The sequence below is a fragment of the Synechococcus sp. EJ6-Ellesmere genome, from assembly GCF_024345875.1.
In the GTDB taxonomy this organism is placed as follows: domain Bacteria; phylum Cyanobacteriota; class Cyanobacteriia; order PCC-6307; family Cyanobiaceae; genus Regnicoccus_A; species Regnicoccus_A antarcticus.
Window position 1 is genome coordinate 1 of sequence record NZ_JAGQBY010000106.1, and the last position, 11,075, is coordinate 11,075.

General features: G+C 66.9%; 12 protein-coding genes and 1 pseudogene. 11 read left to right on the plus strand and 2 right to left on the minus strand.

The window, feature by feature from the left end:
• The 6 genes from KBY78_RS11885 to KBY78_RS11910 all read left to right on the plus strand — a co-directional run.
• A partial coding sequence (locus tag KBY78_RS11885; protein WP_315856665.1) for a sigma factor-like helix-turn-helix DNA-binding protein occupies positions 1-275 on the plus strand: 275 nt, incomplete at its 5' end.
• 342 nt (positions 276-617) lie between these two features.
• Positions 618-1,037 carry a hypothetical protein gene (locus KBY78_RS11890; RefSeq protein WP_255143767.1) on the plus strand — a complete coding sequence of 140 codons (420 nt, stop codon included), beginning with the start codon at positions 618-620 and terminating at the stop codon, positions 1,035-1,037.
• A gap of 124 nt (positions 1,038-1,161) precedes the next feature.
• Positions 1,162-2,625, plus strand: coding sequence for a glucosyltransferase domain-containing protein (locus KBY78_RS11895; RefSeq protein ID WP_255143768.1), 1,464 nt, complete (start codon positions 1,162-1,164; stop codon positions 2,623-2,625).
• Positions 2,626-2,629: 4 nt separating this feature from the next.
• The gene (mutT, locus tag KBY78_RS11900) at positions 2,630-3,784 is read left to right on the plus strand and encodes an 8-oxo-dGTP diphosphatase MutT (RefSeq protein WP_255143769.1); all 1,155 of its coding nucleotides are present in this window, start codon (positions 2,630-2,632) and stop codon (positions 3,782-3,784) included.
• A complete protein-coding gene (locus KBY78_RS11905; protein WP_255143770.1) occupies positions 3,784-4,788 on the plus strand; it encodes a carbohydrate kinase in 1,005 nt (334 codons plus the stop codon). Before mutT ends, KBY78_RS11905 begins: the two co-directional genes overlap by 1 nt.
• A gap of 104 nt (positions 4,789-4,892) precedes the next feature.
• Positions 4,893-5,720, plus strand: coding sequence for a shikimate dehydrogenase (locus KBY78_RS11910; RefSeq protein ID WP_255143771.1), 828 nt, complete (start codon positions 4,893-4,895; stop codon positions 5,718-5,720).
• Here KBY78_RS11910 and tsaE read toward each other — a convergent pair.
• Positions 5,665-6,150 carry a tRNA (adenosine(37)-N6)-threonylcarbamoyltransferase complex ATPase subunit type 1 TsaE gene (gene tsaE / locus KBY78_RS11915; protein ID WP_255143772.1) on the minus strand — a complete coding sequence of 162 codons (486 nt, stop codon included), beginning with the start codon at positions 6,148-6,150 and terminating at the stop codon, positions 5,665-5,667. The two genes, KBY78_RS11910 and tsaE, sit on opposite strands and share 56 nt — an antisense overlap.
• 115 nt (positions 6,151-6,265) lie before the next feature.
• Here tsaE and ahcY point away from each other — a divergent pair, with 115 nt between their 5' ends.
• Together ahcY and KBY78_RS11925 are read left to right on the plus strand one after the other, a co-directional pair.
• A complete protein-coding gene (gene ahcY / locus KBY78_RS11920; protein WP_255143773.1) occupies positions 6,266-7,726 on the plus strand; it encodes an adenosylhomocysteinase in 1,461 nt (486 codons plus the stop codon).
• 94 nt (positions 7,727-7,820) lie between these two features.
• Positions 7,821-8,477, plus strand: a complete 657-nt coding sequence (locus KBY78_RS11925) for a DedA family protein (RefSeq protein WP_255143774.1) — start codon at positions 7,821-7,823, stop codon at positions 8,475-8,477.
• A 28-nt stretch (positions 8,478-8,505) separates the two neighbouring features.
• Here KBY78_RS11925 and KBY78_RS11930 read toward each other — a convergent pair whose 3' ends face one another.
• Entirely contained in the window at positions 8,506-8,901 is a 396-nt protein-coding gene (locus tag KBY78_RS11930) for a single-stranded DNA-binding protein (protein ID WP_006172895.1), read from the minus strand.
• A 171-nt stretch (positions 8,902-9,072) separates the two neighbouring features.
• Between KBY78_RS11930 and KBY78_RS11935 the strand changes: the two genes are divergently transcribed.
• From KBY78_RS11935 to KBY78_RS11945, 3 genes and pseudogenes are all read left to right on the plus strand, one after another.
• Positions 9,073-10,119 carry a rod shape-determining protein gene (locus KBY78_RS11935; RefSeq protein WP_006172896.1) on the plus strand — a complete coding sequence of 349 codons (1,047 nt, stop codon included), beginning with the start codon at positions 9,073-9,075 and terminating at the stop codon, positions 10,117-10,119.
• A gap of 5 nt (positions 10,120-10,124) precedes the next feature.
• Positions 10,125-10,889: a rod shape-determining protein MreC gene (gene mreC / locus KBY78_RS11940; protein ID WP_255143775.1), complete on the plus strand. Its 765-nt coding sequence runs from the start codon at positions 10,125-10,127 to the stop codon at positions 10,887-10,889.
• Between the two features lie 3 nt (positions 10,890-10,892).
• Positions 10,893-11,075: pseudogene (locus tag KBY78_RS11945) on the plus strand (rod shape-determining protein MreD); the annotation flags it as partial.

The following is an 11,075-nucleotide window of genomic DNA, read 5'->3' on the forward strand; positions in this document are numbered from 1 at the left end:
TGCAGGGTGACGGGACGCTGCCGGCGGAGAGCGTGGACAGCGAGTGCCTGCGCGGCGACATGCGAGCGCTGCTGGAGCAGCTGCCTGAGCTGCAGCGGAGCGTGCTGAGCATGCGCTACGGCATCGATGTGGAGGAGCCCATGAGCCTCACCGGCATCGGCCGCATCCTGGGCATGAGCCGTGATCGCATCCGCAACCTCGAGCGCGACGGCCTCGCATCTCTGCGCCGCCTCAGCGATCAGGTGAAGGACTACAGCGATGCGGCGATGCTCTGAGTGTTGCTGGGCTTGTGTGCCTTGACCTTGCCCAGTCTTGACCGGAGCCAAACCTTGATCTGGATCTTCGCCTGTGAAATGATTACGCTTGCACGCTGACACACCTCGAAGGATCGTTCTGAGCTTGGGGCGTCTTTCATGTCCTGCATGCTTAAAGTTATTTCGACAGGGGTTGCAGGGGTGTTGGGAAAACGACCCTGGCCATAAGCATCTCCTTGAGGCCAGCGCATCATCGGTTTACATCCTTGAGGATTATCGATTCTTGCTTGAGCCAAGCCAAGACGATTTCAGCAAGTAAATTGCCTTGATGTTTCGCCAGCAAGCGTTGGACTGGTTGCGCATATGCCTGACGTCCTGCGTCGATGCTCAGTGGGATTTTTCCTGGACAGGGGACCGATGGATCTTCTTCATCTGTTCCTTGTGCGGCCGCTGGTCGTTGCTGAGTTCTGGCAGAAGTTGTTTCTGGTTGTTCAGCAGTCCCTGCGTTCCGTCGATTTGATCGTCGTGCCACTGCTCGAGTCGATGTCGCGGGACGATCTCGATGCCTTCAACGACTCAGGCGTTAAACGTGTCATCAAGCCTCTGCCGGATATCAGGAACCAAGCCACGCTGATTTGGTTCATGAATTTCGCTCCAATCGAGACCTTGCAGTCTTGCTCGGATTTCTCCATGCTCCCGCAGGCGTTTCCCTGGTCAGACAGGTCGTCCAGTGCAGCAGTCGGCTCAGAGGCGGCATCGACTGGGATTGATAGAGTAAATTGACTCCTGACGATCATGGATGTGGCGAGCTGCTGACTCAGGCAATTCTGGCGAAGGAACTTTGGGTTCATTTGCTCTCTGGGGCTCAGGAACCAGTCGTCAGCTTTATGCTTGTCTGGCGGCAGGATTGTTCCTCATTCTGCCCATCATTCTCTTCGTTCACCGCTACATCGACGACTACGGCCGCTCGATGGATGGAGAGTTCCGCTGGACCGAGGTGGGGCGTCCCCTGGCCGATGGTCTGTTCGCCCTGGTGAACCTGGGGGCTCCGGCGGTGGCCGTGGCACCGTTGCACCAGCTGCTGGCTGTCGGGGTGCTGGCGCTGACGGCCGTGGTGGCCGCGCGCGCCTACGGGCTGCGCTCACCCCTCTGGAGCGCCCTGGCCACCCTGCCGCTGCTGGGGCAGCCCTATGCCCTGGAGAACCTGTCCTACGGATTCGATTGTCTGGCGATGGCCCTGGCCCTGGGGTTGGCGGTTGTGGCAGCTGTGGTGCTCCACCGGGTCGTATCGCGGCTGGGGCTGCTGCTGAGTTCGGCATTCTTGCTGGCCTCCCTCTGCCTGTACCAGCCAGCCACCAGCGGCTTTCTGCCCTTTGCGCTGATGTTGGTGGTGGGGGAAATCCTGGGTCTGGCGGCGCCGGTGCCCGAACGGCCCTCCTTCTGGCACAGGCTTGGGAGGGTGATCGTCACTTATGGCCTCGCTCTGGCCAGCTACATGACGCTGATGCGGCTGGTGCTGCAGGAGCGCACGTCCTACGCCACCGAACAGGGCCGGGCGCTCCCCCTCGACGCGGCCCTGCCCGCCCAGCTCCTGCGCCATGCCCTGGAGTTCTGGCAGATCCTCTTCGACGACTGGAGCCGCTGGCCCATCAGTGTCCCCTGGCTGGTGCTGGTGCTGGCCTATGCCGTCGTGGTCTGGATCGCTGTCGGGCGGTGGCCGAAGGCTCGCCGTGGCCGCCTGGCGAGGTTGGCCTGCACGGCTCTGGTGCTGGGAATCGTGGCACTGATCGCCCTGGTGTCACCCGGCGCCCTGCTGGGCCTGGAGGATCCCCTGGCCAGGGTGCCGCGCCTGTTGCTGTTTCTTGGCCCGTTGCTCTCGGCCCTGGCCCTGCAGATTGTGGCGGGGACGACCCAGCTCCGCTGGAGAGTGATCCCCCGCGCTGCGGTGGCGGCCCTGGCCTGGTTGCTGGTGGTCGTGGCCTATGCCTACGGCCATGCCACCTCGGCCCAGGCGATCTATGAACAAGGGCGGATCTCGCGGCTGATCGGCGGGATCTCCCGGCTGCAAATGCAGTTGCCGGAGGCCACGATCACGGCGATCCGCTTTGAAGGTGGGATGCCGCAATCCCCGGTGCTGCACAACAGCCAGACCAAGTTCCCCCTGCTGGACCGCTTGGTGCCCAGGCTGATCAACGACGACTGGGCCTGGGGACGAACGCAGCTCCAGTTCCATGGTCTGGCGCTCGAGCGCAGCCCGCTGGAGCCGGGGGTGTTCCGTGATGAGCCCTGCGTTCCTACGGACACCGCTGCCTGCAGCTCCGAGTACAGCCTGCAAGTGCAGGACGAGACCGTGCTGGTGCGCATGCATTGAGCCTTTGAGGGAAGCGATCCCCGATCCGTGGGCCCTCCGCCGGGATCTGCTCGCCTGGTGGAGCCTGCATGGTCGCCAGGGGATTCCCTGGAAGCTCAGGCCGGATGGCAGCGAGCCCCAGGACGGTGAACCCCTTTGCCCCTATCGCATCTGGACTGCCGAGGTGATGCTTCAGCAGACCCAGCTGGCGGTGATGCGCCCCTACTGGGAGCGCTGGATGCTGGCTTTCCCCAGCGTCGACGCCCTGGCGGAGGCCAGCCAGCAGGAAGTGTTGCTGCAGTGGCAGGGCCTTGGCTATTACGCCCGTGCCCGCCGGTTGCACCGCTCCGCGGCGCTGCTGGCCGCCCAGGGTTGGCCCTGGGATCTGGAGGGCTGGCAGGCCCTGCCGGGCATCGGCCGCAGCACGGCGGGGAGCATTCTCAGCTCTGCCTTGGATCAGCCGCAGCCGATCCTTGATGGCAACGTGCGCCGGGTGCTGGCGCGCCTGCTGGCCTGGCCCCAGCCGCCCCAGCGCTCGCTGGCGCGGTTCTGGCGCTGGAGTGAGCAGCTGCTGGATCCCCAGCGCCCACGGGCCTTCAACCAGGCCCTGATGGACCTGGGCGCCACGGTCTGCACCCCCCGCCAGCCCCGCTGTGGCCAATGCCCCTGGCGGCCCCACTGCGCTGCCTACGCTGCCGGCGATCCCACCCGCTATCCCGTGAAAGACGCCAGTGCGCCCCTGCCCTTTCAGGTGATCGGTGTGGGGGTGGTTCTCGATGGCGCCGACCGGGTACTGATCGACCAGCGCCTGGAGGAGGGCCTGCTGGGGGGACTGTGGGAGTTCCCCGGCGGCAAGCAGGAGCCCGGTGAGTTGATCGTTGACACCATCCGTCGGGAGCTGCGCGAGGAGCTGGCGATCGAGGTGGAGGTGGGTGAGGAGCTGATCTCCCTGGAGCACGCCTACAGCCACAAGCGGCTGCGCTTCATCGTTCATCTCTGCCGCTGGAGCAGCGGTGAGCCCCAGCCCCTGGCCAGTCAGCAGGTGCGCTGGGTGCAGCCGGAGCAGCTCGCGGAATTTCCCTTCCCGGCGGCCAATGCCCGGATCATCGCTGCCCTTCAGGCCTGGCTCGGCCACCACGGCACCCCAGGCCATGCTGAACGGAAGCTGCCATCGGCCTGATGACCCCCCAGCCCCAGGTGCTCTGTTTCGGTGAAGCGCTGGTGGATCGTCTGGGTCCCCCGGGCGGTGACCCGGCCACCGACCTGCCCGTCGACGACTGCCTCGGCGGCGCTCCCGCCAATGTGGCCTGCGCTCTGGCCCGGCTGGGGACGGGCTCCGCCCTGCTGGGGCGTCTGGGCAGCGACGCGATCGGCACCGCCTTCCGTGAGCTGTTTCAGGCCCGGGGTGTGGACACCCGAGCACTGCAGTGGGATCCGCTGCGGCCCTCCCGCACGGTGCTGGTGCGGCGCGACCGCACGGGTGATCGCAGCTTCGGTGGCTTCACCGGTGAGCGGGGGGATGGGTTCGCTGATCAGGCCGTGGAGGCTGCCGTCCTGGAGGCGCCCCTGCAGGAGCTGATCGCCACCGCCCGCTGGTTGCTGGTGGGCACCATTCCGCTGGCCTCGCCAGCTTCTGCGGCGGCCCTGCAGCTGGCCCAGGATCGCGCCGCCGTCGCTGAGGTCCCCCTCGCCCTCGATGTGAACTGGCGTCCCACCTTCTGGTCGATCTCCCCTGAGCAGGCCCTGGCCAGCCTTCAGCCCCTGCTGGCCGCGGCGGCCTTGATCAAGGTGTCGGCCGAAGAGGCCGACTGGATCGCCGGCAGCCGCGACCCCCAGCGCATCAGTGCCTCCCTGCCCCAGGCCCCGGCGGTGTTGATCAGCGATGGCCCTGGCGCCCTGCGCTGGTGGCTGGGCGGCCAGGCCGGATGCCTGGAGGCCTTTCAGGTGCCGGTGGTGGACACCACCGGCGCTGGCGATGCCTTCCTGGCAGGACTGCTGCACCGCCTCTGCCAGGAGCCGCAGCTGCTGGCCTGCGGCAGTTCCGAGCGGGTGCTGGAGGCCATGCGCTTTGCCAGTGCCTGCGGCGCCCTGGTCTGCCAGGGCGCCGGCGCCATCGATCCCCAGCCCAGCCAGGCTCAGGTGCTGGAGTTCCTGGCGGCAGCAACGGAGCCAAACCACACCTGAGCCTGGCCAGCGCAGCCCTGCAGCAGCCTTGCAATCGGGCCATGGGCTCTACTCTGTCAGCCTTGACTTCTGCTCAAAAACACGTGATCCCCGCTCAGAAGCAGATGACCGGGATGCTGGGCCATCCGGTGGCAGAGAACCCGATTGATCGCATGTTCGATGCGGTCTACAGCCACTACGGCCTGCCCTGGCAGTTCTGGAAGAGCGACATCGCCTCGGAGGCCGACCTGGCGGTGGCCGTCGCCGCCCTGGCGCCGCTCGGCTATCGCGGCGTGGGCATCACCGTTCCCTACAAGGTGGCGGTGATGCCCATGTTGGACGCCGTCGATGACGACGTGATCGCCATCGGCGCCGCCAACTACGTGACGACCGATCAGGGGGGCCTGATCGGCCACAACAATGACGGCAAGGGCGTCGTCAAAGCGATCGAGAAGGTGGTACCACTACGCGATCAGCGGGGGGTGATGCTCGGCGCCGGGGGGGCAGGCCGGGCCATGGCCGTTGAGATCGCTTGGGCCGGTGCCGCCCAGCTCACCCTGGTGACGCGTCGTGAAAGCCAGGGGCGGGAGGTTGCCGAGCTGGTCCAACGGGCCAGCGGAGTGCCCTGTCGCTGGCAGGCCTGGGAGAAGGAGGTGAACGTGCCCGCGGACACCACCCTGTTGATGAACGCCACCCATCTGGGCTGTGCACCAGAGCTGGAGGAGATCCCCCTGCGCTGGGACACGGTGGACCCGAGCTGCACAGCCGTCGATGTGATCACCAACCCGCGGATCACACCATTCCTGGCCACGGCGCGTGAGCGGGGCTGCCGGATTGTGGATGGAGTGGAGATGCTGGTGCAGTTGGCGATGCAGATCTTCGAGCGCTGGACTGGCCTCAGCCCCGAAGAGGCGGTGTTCCAGCGAGCCGTTGCAGAAGCCCTCGGCGAGTAAGCCGCGCAATTCGACCTTCACCCTGGTGGAGAAGTTCCAGCTGCCAGGCGTCGGCGGGCAGGACACCAAGCCGCTCCGGCCACTCCACCGCCAGCACCGCCTCCATCTGCAGGGCCTCCTCCTCCTCCTGGGCGAACAGCTCGTCGGCGGCTTCGGGCTGCTCCAGCCGGTAGAGGTCGAGGTGCACCAGGTGGGTGCTGCGGCCGGCCAGCTGGCCTCTGTAGTGCTGGGCGAGGGCGAAGGTGGGGCTGGTGATCGGCTCGGCGATGCCCAGCTCCTGGGCCAGACCCTGCACCAGGCAGGTCTTGCCGGCGCCGAGATCACCCCGCAGCAGCAGCAGCCGCGGCCCCTCGCCCAGCAGCAGCGTGGCCAGGTCAGCCCCCAGCCGGCGGGTGGCCGCGGCATCGGCCAGTGTCAGCTGCGCACCCATGCCCTCGCCCCGGCCCCGGCAGCGCCTGTAGATTCGATTGCAGCTAGCCCGAAGCCTCGGCGTCTCTGCAGATTTTTCAACCCATCGTCCTCCCTTGAGGGAGCGTCTTCAACCCATGGTGGTTTCCCCCCCCGCGGCCGTGGCCGACTCCACGCTCAGCGGTGCCCTGTCGGGCCTGCATGTGACGTCGTCGTATGTGATCGCTGATCTGGGCCTGGCGGACTTCGGCCGCAAGGAGATGGCCATCGCCGAAACCGAGATGCCCGGCCTGATGGCCCTGCGGCAGAAGTACGGCAGCGAGCAGCCCCTCAAGGGCGCCCGCATCGCCGGCAGCCTGCACATGACGATCCAGACGGCGGTTCTGATCGAAACCCTGGTGGCCCTCGGCGCTGAGGTGCGCTGGGCCTCCTGCAACATCTTCTCCACCCAGGATCACGCTGCCGCCGCCATCGCCGCCGCTGGCATCCCTGTGTTCGCCTACAAGGGCGAAAACCTTGATGAATACTGGGCGTTCACCCACCGGATCATGGAGTGGGCCGACGGCGGCACCCCCAACATGATCCTCGACGACGGCGGCGATGCCACCGGTTTGGTGGTGCTGGGCACCAAGGCCGAGCAGGACCCCTCGGTGCTCGACAACCCAGGCAGTGAAGAGGAGACCGCCCTCTTCCACTCCATCCGTCAGCGTCTGGCCGCCCAGCCCGGCTTCTACTCGCGCATCCACGCCCAGATCCAGGGCGTCACTGAGGAAACCACCACCGGTGTGGCCCGTCTGTACCAGATGCAGAAGAGCGGCGAGCTGCCCTTCCCGGCCATCAACGTCAACGATTCGGTCACCAAGAGCAAGTTCGACAACCTCTACGGCTGCCGTGAATCGCTGGTGGATTCGATCAAGCGCGCCACTGATGTGATGGTGGCCGGCAAGGTGGCCCTGGTGATGGGCTACGGCGATGTGGGCAAGGGTTCGGCCCAGTCGCTGCGGGGCCTGGGGGCCAGCGTGATGATCGCTGAAGTGGATCCGATCTGCGCGCTGCAGGCGGCCATGGAGGGCTACCGCGTCGTCCGCCTCGATGATGTGGTGGCTGACGTGGACATCTTCGTGACCGCCACCGGCAACTTCCGCGTGATCACCCACGATCACCTGGTCCGGATGCGCGATCAGGCGATCGTCTGCAACATCGGCCACTTCGACAACGAGATCGATGTGGTGGCTCTCAAGCAATATCCCTGGGACAACATCAAGCCCCAGGTGGACCACGTGCTGCTGCCCAGCGGCAACAAGATCATCCTGCTGGCCGAAGGCCGCCTGGTGAACCTGGGCTGCGCCACCGGACACCCCAGCTTCGTGATGAGCAACTCTTTCACCAACCAGGTGCTGGCCCAGATCGAGCTGTTCTGCAAGGGCGACCAGTACGGCAAGAAGGTCTATGTGCTGCCCAAGCACCTCGATGAGATGGTCGCCCGCCTCCACCTCGACAAGATCGGTGCCCGCCTCACCGAGCTCACCTCCGAGCAGGCCGACTACATCAATGTGCCGGTCGAGGGACCCTTCAAGTCGGATCACTACCGCTACTGAGTTCGTCCCTGGTACCGCGGCTGCAGGGAAAGCCTCAGCAGCCTGGGCAGGTCGCCGCCCATGGAAGACTTGCGGGCAGCGCAGATGACCCCGGATGGCGATCGAACTGATCCAGAAGCTGCCCGAACTGATCGGTGCGGCCGTGGCTGCCAATCCGATCGCCGGTTATGGGGCCATTTTCGGCGCCATGTTCCTGGAGAACCTCTTCCCCCCCATCCCCTCGGAGCTGATCATGCCTCTGGGGGGTTTTTACGTGCAGCAGGGTCAGCTGGGCCTCGTGCCCGTGGTGCTGGCCGGTCTGGCGGGCACGGTGCTGGGGGCCCTGCCCTGGTATGGCGTCGGCCGCCTGGTCAATGAGGAGCGGATCGAGCACTGGCTCGAGCGCCACGGCCGCTGGATCGGCATCAGCCCCCAGGAACTGCACCGCAGCCGCAACTGGTTCAGCCGCCACGGCACGGCCCTGGTGTTCTGGGGCCGGCTGGTGCCGGGCATCCGCACGCTGATCTCGGTTCCTGCCGGCATCGAGATGATGCCGCTGGTCCCCTTCCTGATCTGGACCACGGCCGGCAGCCTGATCTGGACCCTGCTGCTGACCGTGGCCGGCATGGCGCTCGGGGAGGGCTACGCCAACGTGGAGGTCTGGCTGCAGCCCGTGACCCAGGTGATCAAGGTGCTGCTGGTGCTGGCGGCGCTGGCCTTCGCGGCCTGGCTGGGGCTGCGCACCTGGAAAAAGCGCCAGGCCAGCCGCTGAAGCAGGCCTGCAGTGTCCAGGGTCAGCTTCAGAAGGGCACTTCCTCGCTGCTGGGTTCGCCGCCGCCGTAGGCACCGCCGCCATCGCCGTAGGCCCCCTGCTCGGCATCGCGCTTGGAGCCCAGCAGTTCCAGCCGGTCGACCCGCACCACGGGTTTGCTGCGCTCCTCACCGGTGGCGCGGTCCGTCCAGCGGTCGAGCTTGAAGGAGCCGATGATGCCCAGCAGCGAGCCTTTGCGGACGTAGTCGGCGGCCACCTGGGCCTGCTTGCCCCAGATCTCGAGGTTGAACCAGTCGGGCTCGTCGTCGCGGCTGCGGCGGTTCACGGCCAGCGTGAGATTGGCCACCACGGTGCCGGATTCGAAGTAGCGCACTTCGGGGTCGCGGCCGGCACGGCCTACGAGGGTCACGGAATTCACACCCATGGGGGTCTCCAGAAAAGGGGGGGATGGGGTCACTTGGACCCATGATGCGCCACGTCCTGCAGCGCTTCTCTCTGCTGGTTCCACCCTTGGGCCCGGATGTCCCACCCCGGGTCCAGCCGAGGGGCTGTCCAAGGGGTCCACCTATGATTCGCCCCGCTTGACTGCTCACCAGTGTTCTTTCGTCGTTTCCAGCTCTCCCGTGACATCGGCATCGATCTGGGAACGGCCAACACCTTGATGTACGTGTCCGGCAAGGGGATCGTGCTTCAGGAACCGTCCGTGGTGGCGCTTGATCTGGAGAAGGGGGTGCCCCTGGCGGTGGGCGACGAGGCCAAATTGATGCTGGGCCGCACCCCCGGAAACATTCGCGCCGTGCGTCCCCTGCGCGATGGGGTGATCGCCGACTTCGACGCCGCCGAGATGATGATCAAGTCATTCATCCAGAAGGGCAACGAAGGCCGCGGCATCGTGGCGCCACGACTGGTGATCGGCATCCCCAGCGGCGTCACCGGCGTGGAGCGCCGGGCGGTGCGGGAGGCCGGTCTGGCCGGTGCCCGCGAGGTGCATCTGATTGATGAGCCGGTGGCGGCCGCGATCGGCGCCGGTCTGCCGGTCACCGAACCCGTCGGCACCATGATCGTCGACATCGGTGGCGGCACCACCGAAGTGGCTGTGCTCAGCCTTGGCGGCACTGTCCTGAGTGAGTCGGTGCGGGTGGCGGGTGATGAGATCAGCGATGCCATCACGGTGTATCTCAAGAAGGTGCACAACCTGGTGGTGGGCGAGCGCACCGCCGAGGAGATCAAGATCCGGATCGGCTCCGCCTTCCCCGATGACGCCCACGATGAATCCTCGATGGATGTGCGCGGCCTGCACCTGCTCTCCGGCCTGCCCCGCACGATCAACATCCGCGCCGGCGACATCCGCGAAGCGATGGCCGAACCGCTCAACGTGATCGTCGAAGCCGTGAAACGCACCCTGGAGCGCACTCCGCCTGAGCTGGCCGCCGACATCGTCGATCGCGGCATCATGCTCGCCGGCGGTGGCGCCCTGGTGCGCGGCATCAGCGAGCTGATCAGCCACGAGACCGGCATCCTCACCCACGTGGCCCAGGATCCCCTGCTCTGCGTGGTCAACGGCTGCGGCCAGGTTCTGGAGGATTACAAGCGTCTGGAGCGGGTTCTCGACACCCCTGACTTCTCCCGTCTCTCCACCTGAGTCCTGTGCCGTTCGGACGCCTCTCCCGCGTCCCCTGGCTGAGGCCGGTGGTCGGAGCCTGGCCGTGGGCCCTGGTGGCGTTCGCCCTGGTGGCGGTTCGCCTCAGCAAGGGCGCCCTGCTCAGCGATACCTACGCCCTGCTGAGCCGCCCCTTCTGGCCTGGCAGCGCCCAGAAGGAGTGGTTGCAGGCGGCTCAGCAGCTGGATCAGCAGACCAGGCTCAGTCAGCTGGAGCTCGACAACCGCCGCCTGCGCAGTCTGCTTGACTTGCAGCGGGCCGATCCCGGCAAGGTCACCGCACCGGTGATTTCCCGTGAGCCGGGCGACTGGTGGCATCAATTGGTGCTTGGTGCCGGCGGGCTCCAGGGCATCCAGCCGGGGGATTCGGTGATCGCTCCCGGCGGCCTGATCGGGCGGGTGGACAGCGTCACCCCCACCACCGCCCGGGTGGCCCTGCTCACTGACACCTCCAGCAAGGTGGGTGTCTGGGTGGGGCGGACTCAGCGCCATGGACTGCTCACCGGGGTCGGCAGCAACAGGCCTGTGCTGCGCTTCCTCGAGAAGGATCCCCAGGTGCGCCCGGGCGATGTGGTGGTCACCTCCCCCGCCAGCACCCTGGTGCCCCCGGGCCTGAGCGTGGGGGTGATCCAGTCGGTGGATGAGAAGGCGGTGCCGGCCACGCTGGCGGTGGTGCAGCTGAGCGCCCCGGTGGCTTCGGTCGACTGGGTGCAGGTGCTCACCCGCCGGGGCCCCGCTCCGGCGGGGTCCTGAACCATGGCCAGCCTGCATCGCCGCCCCCTCTTCGTGGTCAGCGCCCTGGTGGTGCCGCTGCTCACCCTGGCGGCGCCTGGCGTGCTGCGGATCGGCGGGGTTCCCCCCAGCTGGGCGGTGCTCTGGCTGCTGCCCTGGTCGCTGGCGGATGGGCCCCTCTCCGGTGCCCTGGCGGGGCTGGCCCTG

Bases quoted from the DNA above. Each gene is read 5' to 3' on its own strand.
- KBY78_RS11890 (WP_255143767.1), top strand. From the start codon at position 618: ATGCCTGACGTCCTGCGTCGATGCTCAGTGGGATTTTTCCTGGACAGG.
- KBY78_RS11905 (WP_255143770.1), top strand. From the start codon at position 3,784: ATGACCCCCCAGCCCCAGGTGCTCTGTTTCGGTGAAGCGCTGGTGGAT.
- KBY78_RS11910 (WP_255143771.1), top strand. From the start codon at position 4,893: ATGACCGGGATGCTGGGCCATCCGGTGGCAGAGAACCCGATTGATCGC.
- tsaE (WP_255143772.1), bottom strand. From the start codon at position 6,150: ATGGGTGCGCAGCTGACACTGGCCGATGCCGCGGCCACCCGCCGGCTG.
- ahcY (WP_255143773.1), top strand. From the start codon at position 6,266: ATGGTGGTTTCCCCCCCCGCGGCCGTGGCCGACTCCACGCTCAGCGGT.
- KBY78_RS11925 (WP_255143774.1), top strand. From the start codon at position 7,821: ATGGCGATCGAACTGATCCAGAAGCTGCCCGAACTGATCGGTGCGGCC.
- KBY78_RS11930 (WP_006172895.1), bottom strand. From the start codon at position 8,901: ATGGGTGTGAATTCCGTGACCCTCGTAGGCCGTGCCGGCCGCGACCCC.